17 protein-coding genes and 1 pseudogene are annotated in these 16,311 nt (G+C 61.7%); 15 read left to right on the plus strand and 3 right to left on the minus strand.

Annotated features, from left to right (window positions below; translation table 11 throughout):
* Window positions 1-221 precede the first annotated feature (221 nt).
* The 4 genes from M8523_RS25845 to M8523_RS25860 all read left to right on the plus strand — a co-directional run bounded on the left by M8523_RS25845 (window position 222) and on the right by M8523_RS25860 (window position 5,693).
* Window positions 222-563 carry an L-rhamnose mutarotase gene (locus M8523_RS25845; RefSeq protein ID WP_282587774.1) on the plus strand — a complete coding sequence of 114 codons (342 nt, stop codon included), beginning with the start codon at window positions 222-224 and terminating at the stop codon, window positions 561-563.
* A gap of 88 nt (window positions 564-651) precedes the next feature.
* Window positions 652-1,815: an efflux RND transporter periplasmic adaptor subunit gene (locus tag M8523_RS25850; protein ID WP_282587775.1), complete on the plus strand. Its 1,164-nt coding sequence runs from the start codon at window positions 652-654 to the stop codon at window positions 1,813-1,815.
* Window positions 1,812-4,991: an efflux RND transporter permease subunit gene (locus M8523_RS25855; protein ID WP_282587776.1), complete on the plus strand. Its 3,180-nt coding sequence runs from the start codon at window positions 1,812-1,814 to the stop codon at window positions 4,989-4,991. The genes M8523_RS25850 and M8523_RS25855 overlap by 4 nt, the downstream gene beginning before the upstream one ends.
* 402 nt (window positions 4,992-5,393) lie before the next feature.
* On the plus strand, window positions 5,394-5,693 hold the full coding sequence (locus M8523_RS25860) for a hypothetical protein (protein WP_282587777.1): 300 nt from the start codon (window positions 5,394-5,396) through the stop codon (window positions 5,691-5,693).
* Between the two features lie 21 nt (window positions 5,694-5,714).
* On the opposite strand, the gene M8523_RS25865 is transcribed toward M8523_RS25860, so the two are convergent.
* Window positions 5,715-5,918: a hypothetical protein gene (locus tag M8523_RS25865; RefSeq protein ID WP_282587778.1), complete on the minus strand. Its 204-nt coding sequence runs from the start codon at window positions 5,916-5,918 to the stop codon at window positions 5,715-5,717.
* Complete coding sequence (locus M8523_RS25870) at window positions 5,919-6,152, minus strand: hypothetical protein (protein WP_282587779.1); 234 nt, start codon at window positions 6,150-6,152, stop codon at window positions 5,919-5,921.
* A 342-nt stretch (window positions 6,153-6,494) separates the two neighbouring features.
* Here M8523_RS25870 and M8523_RS25875 point away from each other — a divergent pair, with 342 nt between their 5' ends.
* Window positions 6,495-6,773 carry a hypothetical protein gene (locus M8523_RS25875; RefSeq protein ID WP_282587780.1) on the plus strand — a complete coding sequence of 93 codons (279 nt, stop codon included), beginning with the start codon at window positions 6,495-6,497 and terminating at the stop codon, window positions 6,771-6,773.
* Between the two features lie 537 nt (window positions 6,774-7,310).
* On the opposite strand, the gene M8523_RS25880 is transcribed toward M8523_RS25875, so the two are convergent.
* A complete protein-coding gene (locus tag M8523_RS25880) occupies window positions 7,311-8,243 on the minus strand; it encodes an IS1595 family transposase (RefSeq protein WP_282587781.1) in 933 nt (310 codons plus the stop codon).
* Window positions 8,244-8,368: 125 nt separating this feature from the next.
* On the opposite strand from M8523_RS25880, the gene M8523_RS25885 reads away from it, so the two are divergent.
* From M8523_RS25885 to M8523_RS25930, 10 genes and pseudogenes are all read left to right on the plus strand, one after another.
* Complete coding sequence (locus tag M8523_RS25885) at window positions 8,369-8,635, plus strand: hypothetical protein (RefSeq protein WP_282587782.1); 267 nt, start codon at window positions 8,369-8,371, stop codon at window positions 8,633-8,635.
* The gene (locus M8523_RS25890) at window positions 8,580-9,815 is read left to right on the plus strand and encodes a PBSX family phage terminase large subunit (RefSeq protein WP_282587783.1); all 1,236 of its coding nucleotides are present in this window, start codon (window positions 8,580-8,582) and stop codon (window positions 9,813-9,815) included. Before M8523_RS25885 ends, M8523_RS25890 begins: the two co-directional genes overlap by 56 nt.
* 159 nt (window positions 9,816-9,974) lie before the next feature.
* The gene (locus tag M8523_RS25895) at window positions 9,975-11,879 is read left to right on the plus strand and encodes a DUF1073 domain-containing protein (protein ID WP_282587784.1); all 1,905 of its coding nucleotides are present in this window, start codon (window positions 9,975-9,977) and stop codon (window positions 11,877-11,879) included.
* A gap of 19 nt (window positions 11,880-11,898) precedes the next feature.
* Window positions 11,899-12,129 carry a hypothetical protein gene (locus M8523_RS25900; protein ID WP_282587785.1) on the plus strand — a complete coding sequence of 77 codons (231 nt, stop codon included), beginning with the start codon at window positions 11,899-11,901 and terminating at the stop codon, window positions 12,127-12,129.
* A 24-nt stretch (window positions 12,130-12,153) separates the two neighbouring features.
* A complete protein-coding gene (locus tag M8523_RS25905; RefSeq protein WP_345894301.1) occupies window positions 12,154-13,080 on the plus strand; it encodes an anti-CBASS protein Acb1 family protein in 927 nt (308 codons plus the stop codon).
* 343 nt (window positions 13,081-13,423) lie between these two features.
* Window positions 13,424-13,807 (plus strand): hypothetical protein, encoded by a 384-nt coding sequence (locus M8523_RS25910; protein ID WP_282587787.1) that lies wholly within the window; start codon window positions 13,424-13,426, stop codon window positions 13,805-13,807.
* A gap of 170 nt (window positions 13,808-13,977) precedes the next feature.
* Window positions 13,978-14,328: pseudogene (locus M8523_RS25915) on the plus strand (anti-CBASS protein Acb1 family protein); the annotation flags it as partial.
* 30 nt (window positions 14,329-14,358) lie between these two features.
* Window positions 14,359-15,525: a hypothetical protein gene (locus M8523_RS25920; protein WP_282587788.1), complete on the plus strand. Its 1,167-nt coding sequence runs from the start codon at window positions 14,359-14,361 to the stop codon at window positions 15,523-15,525.
* A gap of 44 nt (window positions 15,526-15,569) precedes the next feature.
* Window positions 15,570-16,091, plus strand: coding sequence for a hypothetical protein (locus M8523_RS25925; RefSeq protein ID WP_282587789.1), 522 nt, complete (start codon window positions 15,570-15,572; stop codon window positions 16,089-16,091).
* Between the two features lie 53 nt (window positions 16,092-16,144).
* A partial coding sequence (locus M8523_RS25930; protein WP_282587792.1) for a transposase occupies window positions 16,145-16,311 on the plus strand: 167 nt, incomplete at its 3' end.

The raw sequence follows: 16,311 nt of genomic DNA on the forward strand, positions 1-16,311 counted from the left end.
AGATTGTTCCACACAGCCATGTGAAGTCGCCGCCAGTGGGTCCCATCCGATTGAGTGGGGTTGCCATCGACGCCTCTTTCGCGCGCTGCAAGTGAGCCCCGGGAGTTTCTCCATTGGTTGCCGCCTGAAGGACAAGGCTTTTCGAGGCACCCGCGTCTCAGTCGACTGTTTGCCTTGCACCGGCCTATAAACTGGCTTGATCTATCGTGGTGAGCCGCCCCATGACGTTTCCCTTCGATCCCGCAACGCACGAGAAAGTCGCCTTCACGATGCAGCTGCATCCGGGGCAGGCGGCGGAATATGAGCGGCGCCACGACGCCATCTTTCCCGAACTCGTGACGCTGCTGCGGGAGGCGGGCGTCGCGGATTATTCGATCCACCTCGACCCTGCCACCCACACGCTGTTCGGCGTGCTGTGGCGGCGGCGTGACCACACGATGGATCTGCTACCGAGCCATCCTGTGATGCGGCGCTGGTGGGCCCATATGGCCGACATCATGGAGACCAATGCGGCAAATGAGCCGCTGGTGACGCCGCTCACGACCGTGTTTCATATGAAATAGCTCAAAAGGTCGGGATGCTGGATTTACGTCCCGCTTCCTGTCGTGGCATGACCGCCATCGAGTGAAGACGCCGGGCGTCGAGGTTGTTATGTCGCGTGCTTTCGTGTGTGTCGCCATAGGCTTCACGATGATATCGGCTGCCCTGGCGCAGGCTCCCGGCAACGCCCCTCCGGCCGTGGGGGTCGAGAAGGTCGGCCTGAAGCCGATCATCGAGACGGAGCGCTTTATCGGCCGCATCCAGGCGGTCGAGCAGGTCGATCTCGTGGCCCGCGTCACCGCTTTTCTGGAGAAGATCGTCTTCACCGAAGGACAGGAAGTCGAGAAGGGCGCCACGCTGTACCAGCTGGAGCAGCCACCCTTCCAGGCCGATGTCCAGGCCAAGCAGGCCACGATCGAGCAGATCCAGGCGCAGCTCGCCAATGCCAATGTCACGCTCGAACGCGCGCAGACCTTGCTCAACACGCCGGCCGGGCAGCAATCCACGGTCGATTCGGCCAAGGCCAATCAGGGGAACCTGCAGGGACAGCTGCTCGCGGCGGAGGCCAATCTCCGCACCTCGCAGATCGAACTCGGCTACACGACGATCACGGCGCCGATCGACGGCAAGATCGGGCGCACCAGCATCACGGTCGGCAATGTCGTGACCCCGAGCAGCGGGACGCTCGCCACGATCGTGCGCCAGGATCCGATGTATGTCGTGTTCCCGATCTCCGTCCGCTCCGCCCTGGAGCTTCGGTCGCGTTATGCCGGCAAGGGCGGCTTCGCGGCCGTGCAGATCAAGATCGTGCTGCCCGACGGTCGCACCTATGGCCAGGTCGGCAAGCTGAACTTCGTCAACAACACCATCGCGTCCTCGACCGATACGATCATCCTGCGCGGGACGATCCCCAATCCGGTGCTGCCCCAGCAACAGGGTAAGGACGGCGCGGTGCGCGAACTGGTCGACGGCGAGTTCGTGCAGGTCCTGCTCGAGGGCGTGCAGCCCGTGCAGGTGCTGTCGATCCCGCGCGCGGCGGTCAGCACCGACCAGCAGGGCGACTTCGTCTACGTGCTCAGCGACGACAACAAGGCGATGCGGCAGAACGTGACGCTCGGCCAGTCGACCCCGACCGAAGCCTCGATCGTGTCGGGCCTCAAGGAAGGCCAGACCATCATCGTCGATGGCATCCAGCGCGTCAGGGCCGGACAACCCGTGTCGCCCGGTCCGGCGATCGTGACCCCGGCCGAACAGGCGCAGAAGCCCGCACCATGATCTCCGCCGTCTTCGTCGACCGCCCCCGGCTCGCGATCGTCATCGCGATCATCATCACCATCGCGGGCCTGCTGTCGCTGACCCGCATCCCCGTCGCGCAATTCCCCGATATCGTGCCGCCGCAGGTCCAGGTGTCGGCCACCTATCCCGGCGCCGCGGCCAATGTGGTCGAATCCTCTGTCGCCCAGCCGCTGGAGGCGCAGATCGTCGGCGTCGACCAGATGCTCTATATGAAGTCGGCCAGCGGCAACGACGGCAGCTATAATCTCACCGTCTCGTTTGCGCTCGGCTCGGACCCGAACATCGACACGGTCAACGTCAACAACCGCGTGCAGACCGCGCTGTCACAGCTGCCGTCCGAGGTACAGCTCGAAGGGCTGACGGTGCAGAAGCGGTCCTCGGCCGTGCTGCAGTTCATGATGTTCTACAGCGAGAGCGGCCAGCAGGACCCGCTGTTCATCACGAACTATGTGCTGATCAACGTGCTCGACGAATTGTCCCGCACGCCGGGCGTCGGCCAGGCCTCGCTGTTCGGTCGGCTGAACTATTCGATGCGGATCTGGTTCGACGTCCAGCATCTGAACAATCTCGGGATGGCGCCATCCGAAATCGTCAATGCGATCCAGTCGCAGAACGTCCAGGCCCCCGTGGGCCGGATCGGCGCCCGGCCGATCAGCGACGACCAGCAGTTCCAGCTCAACGTCCAGACCAAGGGGCGCCTGACGACGCCCGAGGAATTCGGCAATATCGTCGTCCGGGCGAATCCGGACGGCTCGGTGCTGCGGGTCCGGGACGTGGCCCGCGTCGAGATGGGCGCCCAGAACTCGGACAATTTCAGCCGGCTCGACGGCAAGCCCGCCGTCGCGCTGGGCATCTATCTCTCGCCCGGCGCCAATGCGGTGCAGACCGCGGCCGCCGTCAACAAGACGCTGGCCAAGCTGAAGCCGCGCTTCCCCGAGGGCCTGAACTACAAGGTCGTCTACGACTCGACCACTTTCGTGACGGATACGATTTCCGAGGTGCTGAAGACGATCGGCGAAGCCTTCGTGCTCGTCGTCATCGTCGTGTTCCTGTTCCTCGGCAACCTGCGCGCGACGATCATTCCGGCGGTCGCGGTGCCGGTGAGCCTGATCGGCACCTTCGCGGTGCTGCTGATCATCGGCTATTCCGCCAATACGGTGTCGCTGCTCGCCATGGTGCTCGCGATCGGCATCGTGGTCGACGACGCCATCGTGGTGGTCGAGAATGTCGAGCGCGTGATGGCGGCCGAGCCGGACCTCACGCCCGCCGAGGCCACCAAGAAGGCGATGCGCGAGATCACGGCGCCCATCATCGCGATCACGCTGGTGCTGCTCTCGGTCTTCGTGCCCATCGCCTTCATTCCCGGCCTGACGGGCGTGCTGTTCCGGCAATGCGCCATCACGATCAGCGTCGCCATGCTGATCTCCGCCATCAACGCCCTGACCCTGTCGCCGGCGCTCTGCGGCATCTTCCTGCGGCCGGGCGGCCACGAAGGTGGCATCATGGGCCGCGTGCTCGGCGCCATCGAGGCGACGCGGCACGGCTACACGTCGGTGGTGCGGCGGCTCGTGCGCGTCAGCCTGGTCAGCCTGGTGGTCATCGCGGGCTTCGCGGTGGCGATCTATTTCGCGGCGCAGCGCACGCCGACCGGCTTTCTGCCCGAGGAGGACCAGGGCGCCTTCTTCGTGGTGCTGCAACTGCCCGACGGCGCCTCGGTGGCGCGCACCAGCGACGTCGTCAAGCAGATGGAGGACACGCTCCTCAAGCTGCCGCAGGTCGCCGACACGTTCGCGGTGATCGGCTACGGCTTCCTGGACGGCGTCAGCGAGCCCAATGCCGGTTTCATGGTGGTGCGCCTGAAACCCTTCGCGGACCGGACCGGGGTGCAGGATTCTGTTCAGGCGATGATCCGCAAGACGTTCGGGGTCGGGTCGCAGATCCGCAGCGCCAGCGTGATCGCCTTCAACCTGCCGCCCATCATCGGTCTCTCGACGAGCGGCGGCTTCGAATACGATCTCGAAGCGCTGGAAGGGCAGGACCCCGCCGGCAACGGCAGCGTCGCGCAGGGGCTGATCGGGGCCGCCAACGGCAATCCCGATCTCGCCCGCGTCTTCACCACCTTCACGGCCTCCAATCCCTCGCTCTATCTCGACATCGACCGAGACAAGGCGAGCGCGCTCGGGGTGAACATCGGCGACATCTTCAACGTGCTGCAATCCTCGTTGGGCGGAACCTATATCAACAACTTCAACCTGTTCGGCCGTACCTGGCAGGTCAATATCGAAGGGGAGGACGCCAACCGGCGCGACATCAGCGACCTCTGGCAGCTCTATGTGAAGAACGCGCAGGGCGGCGAGGTGCCGTTGCGGTCGCTCGCCTCGGTGCATGTCGTGCAGGGCCCGCAGGTCATCACCCGCTACAACAACTACAGGGCGATCCCCATCCAGGGCAGCCCGGCGCCGGGCGTCTCGTCGGGTTCGGCGCTCGCGGCCATGACGGCGGTGTCGGAAAAGACCTTGCCGCGCGGCTACGGGTTCGAATGGACCGGCACGGCCTATCAGGAATATCAGGCCAACGGCCAGACGGGCGTCGTGCTCGGCCTCGCCGTCCTGTTCGCCTATCTGTTCCTCGTCGCGCTCTACGAAAGCTGGATCATCCCGGTGCCGGTGCTGCTGTCCGTCACGGTGGGCGTCTTCGGCGCCTTCATGGGCATCATCGTGGCCGGGCTGGTGCTCGACCTCTACGCCCAGGTCGGCCTCATCGTGCTGATCGCGCTGGCGGCCAAGAACGGCATTCTGATCGTCGAATTCGCCAAGGAGCAGCGGGAGAGCGGCGTGCCGATCCTCGATGCCGCCATCGCGGGCGCCTCGATGCGGTTCCGCGCCGTCATCATGACCTCGATCGCCTTCGTGCTCGGCCTCGTGCCCCTGGTGATCGCCCATGGGGCCGCCTCGGTCAGCCGCCGCGACGTCGGCACCCCCATCTTCGCCGGCATGATCGCCGCGAGCCTCGTCGGCCTGTTCGTGATCCCCATGCTCTACGTGGTGTTCGAACGGATCTCCGAACGGATCGACCGCTGGCGCGGCATCGATCCCGACGTGAAATATGGGCGCCCGGCAGAGGCGGCACCGAGTGGCGAGACGGGCGGGGCGTGATCCTGTCCGGCTGGCGCGACGCCGGGGTCGCGCGTTTCTGCACCGGCTCTCTGGCCCGTTTGGGCGTGGCCTCGTGGCGCTGCCCTGAAGGAGGCCGGAGACTGAGGTGATCCAAGCTTTGCGAGAGAGCCGCTGGGCTCGCTGCTTCGCGCCTATGATCGGATAGTGCGCGTCGTCTCCCTCGTCGGCCACCAATCGGAATCGCGTCGCGGCTGAGCGCGTAGTCAGTGCTTCTTGCCTATCCACCCAAACACGGTGTGCAGATCCCGCTTGACTTTGGGCGGCTAATATGTTCTCTATCTGTTCACTGCAGAAGTGGGTGATTATATACTTTACGAACCAAGCCGAATCGGCCTAGCTTGACCTGAGCCAATTGCGGTTCGCGAGCCATACGAGCAGCCGATGTCGATAGAGAGCGCAGTCGCAAACACGGCGGATTACGTAGCTTCGCAATCGGATCAAAAGGCAGCGCGCCTCCACGATCAATACCAAAAGGTCAAGCTTGAGGCTGAGAAGCTTCTGGCGGAACGCAATCTTGCGCGCCGTGCGCTCCAACGCCGCGCGGATTTTGTCGTCAAGGTGGGGGCTGACTATCAATGCCCTCGTTGTTGGATCGAACGTGAAAAGAGATCGCCCTTGCGCCCCTTGGAGGGGGACATCATGGCGTGTCGTGAATGTGGAATTGATATTCAAGTCGACTAATCTCCAAAAGAAAAACCCGGCTCACTGGCCGGGTTTTGATGGCTTCGCTTTCTTCTCGGCGTTTGGCGGCGGATCGGTCACCTTCGCCCCCGCTACCTTCTTCAGCTTCTCATTAAACGCCGCTTCCGACTCGTCTGCTCCAAGCTCCCGCGCCATGGCGATGAAGCGTTCAGATTGGGCTTCTTGGGTTTCGGACGGCTTGGGATGCTTCGGCGCTTCTGACATTCATTTCGCCTTGTAGGTGCCAGCCTTCAACATGGGCCATGCCTCGGCATACGGCATGACCTTATCATGCTTAGCTTTCCAGTGCGCGTCGATGCCATCCCAACCACTGCCTTGAAAAGCGTGCCGGCACTCGGGGCAGATCTTCGGCTCAGTCCGTTCAGCACGAGCCTCTTTAGACTCGGGGGATCTCTCGGGACGCTTGGTGGCTGGCATCCGATCCTGCTTGTCCGCCATTGGTCACCTCGTAGCGCATGATCAGCAGAGAGAAGCTATGGACAAGGCGTGATCTTCACAAGGACGCCCAGCTTCAAGCCAAGCCCCCCCACGGCAAAGCCGTGCCTCACACGCCTATTTTCAAAATAGGGCAATTTGCAAAAAGAGGTGCTGTTTTTTAGCCAAATTCGTAGGCAGCAAATTCAATAGGTTAAAGTGCGACAAAATGGCAAGGACAGCTGGCACGAAATTTAATTCGTATCGTACCTCCTAGCGCAACTCACATTGGCAGTCGATTTCCAGCTTGGCGATCCCTATAATATGAGTCTGGTGAACTCACTTTTCGCTTGACAGGAGGGCGTGATGGTGGAGCTGAACGTTCGAACTGCCATCGAGGATGTGGTCCGAGATAGGCTCAACACGGTTCGTATTATCTCTGTGGAAACGGTTCGAGAGCCGGATTTCGATGGTGATGACGTACTAAGGGTGACTGTCGTGGTTGACAGCCCGGCAAGCGATTTTGACAGCGGACGCGTTTCTGGGCTTGTGCGCCACATACGAGCTAAGTTGGACAGCCTTCGGGAATATGCTTTCCCGATGGTTAGTTTCAAGGCTCGCCAATCGGCTGGGGCGGCTCACTGAACGCAGACGATCTGATTGCTAGCGCTCGGTATCTTACAGATCGCCCGGCGGGGCAGCGCACGCAAACCGATATGAAGAGGGCAGTAAGCTCTCTCTACTATGCGCTTTTCCATGAGCTATCCCTAGCCTGTGCAGTCGCCTTAGTTGGCGACCGCACAATGGCGTACAGCAAGCCAGCATGGAGACAAGCTTATCGAGCATTGGTACACAAGCACCTTAAAACTCAGTGCTTTAACCACCGCTACACGATACTAAAGCTTTTTCCCAAAGAAATTGAAGACTTTGGAAATGCCGTCGTTAAGTTGCAAAATGAAAGACATTTCAGCGACTACGACCCATACCATACAGTCGATGATGTTGAATTAGGTACCCTCTTTGAGCTTGCTGAAAAGTGTCTTGCAGACTTTCGCAATGCTTCGGATAAAGATCGTAGAGCCTTTTGTACGTTCGTTCTGTTTCAGCAACGGTAAAGTGCGATTGCCGCTCCTTGGCTAGGACTTCCGCCTCTTTCTCACTCGAAGCGCCAATCTAAAAAGCTCAAACTGTTGAGGCTCTGGCTTCGTCAGCTGGCCGGTACTTCAGTCGCTTGCCCTTGATGCCTTCAAGGGCGCGTTCGTTCCGCTGCGCATCGTCCACACCCAACTTCACCCGGTTCGAGTAGCGGAAGTCGAACTCCGCAAGATAGCGGTGCAGATGCTTCTCGGAGCAGTGCTGATAGACGCCCTTCATGCCGCGCTTGAAGACGGAGAAGAAGCCCTCGACCGTTTGGGTGTGGGCATAGCCTCGCTTCCATTCCTTTTCGCTGTGGTTGACCGTCTGGTGGTCAAGGAAGCCCTTGCCGGTCTCGGTGTACCACTTGCCCTCATCGGTCATGAGAACCGAGTGTTTGTTGATGTTGGCCTTTAGGTAAGGGGCGAGAGCCGCAGCCGAGTGGCCAGACACATGGAACGAGCGAGACGTACCGCCGCGCTCAACCAAGGTCAGAACGGTTAGCTTCGTGGCGTAGCCCTTCGTGCGGTGCGGAACGTCGTCGTACTTGCCGACATAGGTTTCATCGGCCTCCACAATCGCACCGAGACCGCCAAGCTGGTCGAAGAAGCTAGCGCTCGTATCCATGGCGAGGTGGATACGATGGGCCAGGAACCAAGCGCTCTTGTAGGTCACGCCAATCGTGCGGTGCAGCTGATGAGCACTGATGCCCTTCTTGGATGACACCATGAGATAGACGGCCTGAAGCATCTTGTTCAGCGGGATATGGGCGCTTTCGAAGACGGTGCCGATCTTGACGGTGAACTGCTTGCGACAGTCGGAGCACTTGCGAAGGCCGACACGGCTTTTGCGGAGATCGTAGTGCTTGCCGCTGATTGAACCGCAGTGAGGACACACGGGACCAGCCGGCCAAAGCACGTTTTCAAGGTGCTGGAAGGCGGCGGCTTCGTCGTGGAGGTAGCGGGCGGACAGAACGGACATGGCACTCGGCTCCAGTGAAAAGCCTACCTCTTTCGCTTTGGTTCGTAAAGTATATACCTATCAAGAACTGCAGATAACGCCCCGGGCTCCTGAGCCGCCGGGCTTTTTCATGTCCGGGCCTCGCCATGGTGATCAAGCGTACGCCGCGCCGCAAACCCGCGCCGCCCGATGCGGCGACCGTGGGGGTACGGGATGCCATTCGGGCCCATGTGCCGGGCGCCATCGCCGAACTGGCGCGGCTGGCGCTCGAGGCCAATAGCGAGACGGCGCGGGTCGCGGCCATCAACGCGCTGATCGATCGCGGCTACGGCAAGCTCAAGGACACGCTCGACAGCGATGACACCACGCAGGCCATCACGGTCCGGTTCGTCACCCCCAAGGGCGACCCGTGACATCCATCTGCCCGAGGCGTTCCGCGACCTCTTCCGGCCCTCCCGCTACAAGGCGTTCTACGGCGGCCGGGGCTCCGGCAAGTCGCACGCCATGGCCACCGCGCTGGTGCTGCTCGCGGCTCAAAGACCGCTGCGGATCCTGGCGGCCCGGCAGTTCCAGCGCTCGATCCGCGACTCCTCGAAACGGCTGATCGACGACCGCATCGCGCATCTGGGGCTGCGCCGCCGCTTCAAATCCACCGAGACCGATATCGTCGGCACCAACGGCTCGGCCATCCTGTTCGCCGGCCTCGCCACCAACCCCGAATCGGTGAAATCCATGGAGGGCATCGACATCGCCTGGGTGGAGGAGGCCGCGACGATCTCGCAGGCGTCGCTGGAGATCCTCATCCCGACCATCCGCAAGGAGGGGTCCGAGCTCTGGTTTGCCTGGAACCCCCGGCTCGCCACGGACCCGGTCGATGCGCTGTTCCGCACCGGCCTGCCACCGCCCGACAGCATCATCCGCCGCGTGACCTATGCCGACAACCCCTGGTTCCCGGCCGTGCTCGATGCGGAACGGCGCTGGGATCTGGCACGCGACCCGGCGAAACACGCCCATATCTGGGACGGCGAGTACCGTCGCCATGCCGAAGCCCAGATCTTTACCGGCTGGCGCATCGACACGCTCGATCCGCCAGAGGGCGCACGGCCTTTCTTCGGGGCCGACTGGGGGTTCGCGGCCGACCCGACCGTGCTGGTCCGCTGCTGGCTGTTCGACCGCGTGCTCTTCATCGACCACGAGGCCTACCGCATCGGCTGCCCCATCGCCGAGACGGGCGCGCTGTTCCGCACGGTCGAGGGCACGCATGGCCCCGGCGCCTGGCCGATCACCGGTGACAGCGCCCGGCCCGAACTCATCGACCACCTGCGCCGCGAGGGCTTTCGGATCAAGCCCGCCCGCAAGGGCAAGGCCTCGGTCGAAGACGGCATCGCCTTTTTGCAGAACCGCGACATCGTGGTCCACCCCCGCTGCCGCCACGCCATCGACGAGCTGACCCTCTACAGTTTCAAGACCGACCCGCTCACGGGCGACATCCTCCCCATCCCGGAAGACCGCCACAACCACGTCATCGATGCGCTCCGCTACGCGGTCGAGGACGCGCGGGCGGCGGGCTACGGGCTCTTGAAGGTGCTGTGACCTGACCCCTCCCTTCTCCCGCAAGCGGGAGAAGGTGGCCCCACGAAGTGGGGTCGGATGAGGGGCGCCGACCTCTGCGTTTTCCCTCATCCGTCTCGGCTTCGCCGCGACACCCTCTCCCGTTCACACGGGAGAAGGGGTGCACCCCCACGAGTCCCCATGCCCCATCGCCTCTCCGGTCGCGCGACGCTCGACAGCCTGTCGAACCTCGCGGCCTCGCTCAATGACGGCAAGGACAAGCAGGCCCACGACGCCTTCTTCATCCCAAGCCTCGCCCGCGACCAGATCGAGAGCCTCTACCGAGGCGACTGGCTGGCCCGAAAGATCGTCGACATCGTCCCCTACGATTGCGTCCGCGAATGGCGAACATGGGCTGGCGACCGGGCCGATGTGAAGCGGATCGAGAGTGTCGAACGGGCGCTCAACCTGCGCCACGCCGTCCAGCGCGCCATGGTCATGGGCCGGCTCTACGGCGGCGGCGCGCTCATCATCGGCACCACCGAGACCGATCCGGCCGCGCTCATGACCGAATTGCGGCCGAAAGACGTCGGCCCGAATGGCATCGCCTTCCTGCATGCCGTCTCGCGCTGGCAACTCGCCGTCGCCGAGATCGAACGCGATCCGCTCAGCCCCTGGTTCGGCGAGCCCAAAGCCTACGAGGTCACCGCGCCCGAGCGCGGGAGCCTGACCCTCCACCCCTCCCGCGTCATCCGCTTCCTCGGCAACCCCCTCGCCGATCCGTCCCTCTTCGGCGCCGACCTCTGGTCCGATTCCGTCCTGACCACCCTCTACGACGCCATCCACGCCGTGGCGCTGACCACCACCGGCGCCACCAGCCTCATGCACGAGGCCAAGGTCGACGTCGTCACCGTCCCCAACCTCTCCGAACACCTGTCGAACGCCGCAACCACCGCCCAGCTCTCCGCCCGCTTCAGCTACGCCGCGACCATGAAGTCGCTCAACAACCTCCTCCTGCTCGGCGACGGCGAGACCTGGGCGCGGCAAAAGATCGACTTCGCCGGCCTGCCCGAGATGGTGCGGACCTTTCTGCAGGTCGCGGCGGGTGCCGCCGACATCCCGGTCACGCGCCTGCTCGGCCAATCCCCCGCCGGCCTCTCGGCCACGGGCGACCACGACACCCGCAACTACTACGACATGATCGCGGCCCGGCAGGAGATCGAGCTGCGTCCGCAACTGGAGCGCCTCGACCGGCTGCTCTTCGCCTCGGCCGGGGTGACGCTGGGGGCGCTGGCCTTCACGTTCCGGCCGCTGTGGCAGATGGATGCCGCTGCGCAGGCGGCGATCGCGCTGCAGAAGGCGCAGGCGACGCAGATCTATGCGGGGCTCGGGTTGTGGCCGACCGAGGTGATGGCCGGGCTGGTGCGGGGGCAGCTCGCCGAGGATGGGACGTATCCCAATATTCAGGCGAGGCTGACGGAGAGCACGGCAGATGACATCGGATCGACGCGCGCTGCTGCACATCCGAGCATCGACAATCCAACGATAGATTACGAAGGTCAAGGTCACGATCCAAACGGCTGGTGGAGTAGGGGGCGCAAGGCTGGTCACTCCGCAGTCAAGCAGGCCAGCGAAAGCAAAGAAGAACGGGAAAAGGAGACCGGCGGCCCGCCGCCGGCTGCGGAATCACAGGAAATTCAGCATTCAGATCCCTTGCCAGGCAACCAGTTGGGTCATTCATCCGGACTGGTGCAAGCTGTATCACCGGCTGGAGGAACAACGGGACTTGGGGTCGGATATCGTCCTCCGAGGAATTTATTGCCGGACAACCAATCTCAATTGAAGCATATATCCCGAAATGAAAATGGTCATTTGCCTGACACCGCCGCTAACAGACAACTGTTGCAAGACATATCTAGTGAAGACAGGTATGTTCTTGGACACGACAGCTTTGGGAATACATGGTCATCAAAGCTTATGGACAACGGAACTCAAGTTTGGGTACAGGTAAGGAACGGGCGGATTATCAACGGTGGCGTGAACGAAACGCCACACGAATTTAATCCACAGACAGGTCTTTCTGCGCCGAATCGCCCTAATCGATGAGAGATTGGCTATGCCTAAAATGACTGAAGACGAAGCCTACGCCGCGATGTTTCAATTCATAAAAAAGATTTATGAGAGGACAGATTCAGACGAATTGGGAGGGATGCTGGGTAGTATGTCACTTTTGCGTGACGGACAAACAGCGGATCCTGCGATGATGTCCGACTGGAAAGATGCTGTCGCTTATGCATTGGAGCACGGAAAAGCCGACCTGCTAGAACTTACTCCTCTTGAAAGCAGAAAGGCATAAAACCAGCATCATCGCTGATCCGGCCTGCCCGAGATGGTGCGGACCTTCCTCCAGGTCGCGGCCGGCGCCGCCGACATTCCGGTCACCCGCCTGCTCGGCCAATCGCCGGCCGGTCTCTCGGCCACCGGCGACCACGACACCCGCAACACCTACGACATGATCGCGGCCCGGCAGGAGATCGAGCTGCGTCCGCAACTGGAACGCCTCGACCGCCTGCTGCTGGCCTCGGCCGGGGTGGCGCCCGGCGCGCTCGCCTTCACGTTCCGGCCGCTGTGGCAGATGGATGCCGCCGCCCAGGCGGCGATCGCCCTGCAGAAGGCGCAGGCGACGCAGATCTATGCGGGGCTCGGGTTGTGGCCGAAGGAGGTGATGGCCGCGCTGGTGCGGGGGCAGCTCACTGAGGATGGGATTTATCCGAATGTGGGGGCGAGCTTTGCTGCAACCAGTCTGGCTGGACCGATTACCCCGAGCAACGCTTTGGCAAATGCGTCGGTCCTGACTAATGACTACGAAGGCCAGGGTCACGATCCGAACGACTGGTGGAGCAGGGGTCGAAAGGCCGGTGCACCTTCTGTCATCCTGGCCAGCGAAGCGGAGGAAGAGGAGGGGCAAGAAACCGGCGGACCGCCGCCAGCGGTGGAAACGCAGAAGACGCCGCGCCTCAACCCGCTTTTGGGACCTCAGCCGGGCCGGTCGCTGGCTTCGCCGGCCTTGGTGATCCGGCCTACGGAAGCGATCCAAGGTCTCGGCATTGGAGCAGGCAGGCCCACCGCGGCGGCGTCAACATCTCCCCAAGCGGGTCCGCCTTCCAACGCCAAACCGTCTCCCCAACCGACGAGCGAGCCAACTTTTACCGCCTTGGGCATCCCAACTCAACATGCCGGGCATTGTCGGGCCGGGGCCGTATGCAAGAGCTGGAATACCTCTCGCTTCGTCTCGAAGACCGAGTAAAGCGATAAGAGACCAGAACACGGCAAACGGATACGAATTCGGTTGCCATAGGTGCGGAACGAAAGATCCTGGGACAGCTTCGGGCAACTTTTATCTGGACCATCAGCTCCCAACGGGTCTCATTTTCGACCACGAGCTGCAATTCGGCTACCCGCATTGTAAACCTTGTGGCGATGCACAAGGAGGTTATGCGAAAGATATAAAAGAGAAGGGACCATCGAAGTGAAAATAATCTGCGCGAATGGTGGACCGCTGGTCGGACTCAGTCGCGAATACGCTCATTTGTGGTGCGGCAATGAGGGAAAGGACTTCATAGGGAGGACATCTCCATTTTCGACCGACTATGATGCGGCGTGCGAGTTCACAGGCGGTCCAGCATCATCCGCCGACCAACATCGCGAAGCTTCCTGGCTCCGTTCTGGACGCATTGCTGATTACGCTGCCTGTCGAAACGGCTGTCGTGGGAGCCGATCACACCTCAGTGTCTATTGCCCAGGTGGAAGCTGCTGACCCGGGTTGGCTCTTTTCCGACATTAGTGCGGTTGACTACCAAAAAGCCAATTTCACCAAAAAAGCTATCCTAGAGACGCAAAGCTGTGTGTTCGTTATTTTTGACGCCGCCTACAGATTCAAAGATGTTGGCACAGAATTTTTGAGTTTCGAGATCCAGCAAGGTAATCATCATTTAACAGATGCAATATACATCAAAAAAATTGCACTGAGCTAGTTCTTATCCAACTCATCAAAACTGGTATATGAACTGTGAGCAAAATTGCATAACTGCATTTTTTATGCATAAATCTCACATGCGTACTTTGGGCTCATTAAAGGTTGATGGGCGGTAATCTACAGAGGCCTAAACGGCTGAGATAAAAAGCTAGATACGAGACCTGGGCTCGGCAGCGCATCGATTTCGCCGGCCTGCCCGAAATGGTCCGCACGTTCCTGCAGGTCGCGGCCGGGGCCGCCGACATCCCGGTCACCCGCCTGCTCGGCCAATCCCCCGCCGGCCTCTCCTCCACAGGCAATCACGATACCCGGAACTACTATGACATAATCGCGGCCTGGCAGGAGATCGAACTGCGCCCGCAACTGGAGCGCCTCGACCGGCTGCTGCTGGCCTCGGCCGGGGTGGCGCCGGGGGCGCTGAGTTTCAGCTTCCGCCCGCTGTGGCAGATGGATGCCGCAGCCCAAGCCGCTGTCGCGCTCTCGAAGGCGCAGGCGACGGGGATCTATGCCGGGCTGTGACTGTGGCCGACGGAGGTCATGGCGAGGCTCGTGGCGGGGCAGCTCGCCGAGGACGGGATCTACCCGGATGCGATGGCGGCGTTCGCTGCGGCGGAGAAAGATGGCGCGCTGCAGCCCGTGCGGGACTACAGCCCCGATCAGCCGCGTGATCCGGACGGGCGATGGACCGAGGGTGGGGGTACATCATCGCAGCAGTCGGAGGCCGCTGCCAAAAAGGGCGTCACCATCGGTGCCCCGCACAAACTGACGATCCATCCTAAAGAGGGTCATGTTTCGCCAAGCAGGGCCGCACACGGAACATCCAGCACCGCCAGCAGCCTTTCCGCGAAGATTAGTGGCGCCCTGGAGTTCCTGAACCCAATCAGCGCGGCTCAGGCCGCGGGTGCCGACGAAGAAGAAAACCGATCGGCAGAGGAAGAATCTTACCCAACGTCGGAGATCCAGGTCGCGCGCTATTACAGCGCCTACAACGAGCTGAAGGCGATCAATCCCAAAAACCCGGAATTTGGACCCGCCTTGCGACCGACCGATTGGACTCCTTCAAACGAGGACGTTCAGCGCGTCGAGACAGCTTTGCAATTCGCTCGAAGCGGCCAAGCGGGATCATCGGCCCTTACCGCGCCGCGAAAGGATCCAAACTCTGTTTCGCCATTCGCACCATCGTCGGAACGGGTCAACAGAGCCGCACCGGAACCACCGATGTCAATGCCTCGCTCTCCTACAGAGGAGATGCTGGAGCGCATCGCGAGGGAGAATCCGCTCCGCCTCAACGTCGGACGCGCGACCGTTCCACAAGGGGCATTCGGCTCGATTGTTCGGGCAAACGGCGTAACGATCAGAGTTGACGGCAACTCGCCTCGTGAACTTGGTTACAGCTACGAGCAAGGCATTCGGGACACGGTCGGGTCCGGAAAGTTGAAGGAAACCTTTGTTGCCCACATCAGTCGCTTCGTGGACGATGTCGTCGATCAGCGGGTCTTCGAAGCCAAGCACGTCGACGTCTACGTGGAGGCGATCTACAATCCTCGCTTGGCCGAGCCATGGCACGTCCTGCGCTCGACCAGGTGGTTCGCCAGGCTCGCGAGATCACACGAGCTTACGAAGGTGGCGCGATCTACTTCACGAACGACGAGGACTTTGCCGCAGACTACACCAAGATCTTCGAGCGGAATGGCATTTCCAAGTTCCGGTTTGTGATCGTGCCTTCGACAGCGGATTAGGTCACTCCAATGCACACGAACATGACGGAACTCCCGCCCCTTCCCTCAAATTTCATCGTCTACGATCACGACAATCCCTCTCCTTACTTCCCTCCGGAGAAGGTGGTCTACATCGAGTCGTTCACAACCGATTTTTCGGACGAGGAGGTGAAGCAGATCAGGGCCATGGAACGGTTCGCCCTGAATCTAAATACGGGCGGCGTGGGAGGCGACGAAATCCCGGGCATCCGCGAGAAGCCGACGGAGATGTACCTCTACTTCAAGCGCTTCTCAGACGCGTCATGGAGGGCAGACGTCAAGGCGCTCATGGACAGCATCCCCGACAGCTTCGAGGATAAAGGACGGTGTCTCGTGGATATGTCTCGCGCCACTCTGCCCAACGGAGATCGGTACTACCCGATGACGCTTCTTGGAGATCACGAGGAATGGAAGCGGCATCTCCAGCAAGCAGCCACGGTGTGTCGAACCAAGCTAGCCCACCTTATTCACTGGCCTGATGATGGGAAGGTGGTGGACGTAGCGTATCGTCTTGAGGCAGCGTAGGATTTGGGTGCTTAGACCAACCCCACATCCGCTCTCGCGCTGCCACGTCCGCCATGGTCGACACTACGGTCCCCCGCTTCGATTTTCCAGCCGTCGGGCGCAAGAAGATCACCGCCGCCTTCGATGGAGGACGGCTCACCTCGGACGGCGGGGTCATGCTGCTGGGCGTGGCCGAGAAGCGGCTTGGGATCGCCGACCACTTGGCGCGGCTGATCCCCGA

Origin of the sequence: Lichenifustis flavocetrariae (genome assembly GCF_026130545.1) — a bacterium.
GTDB classification, from domain to species: domain Bacteria; phylum Pseudomonadota; class Alphaproteobacteria; order Rhizobiales; family Beijerinckiaceae; genus Lichenihabitans; species Lichenihabitans flavocetrariae.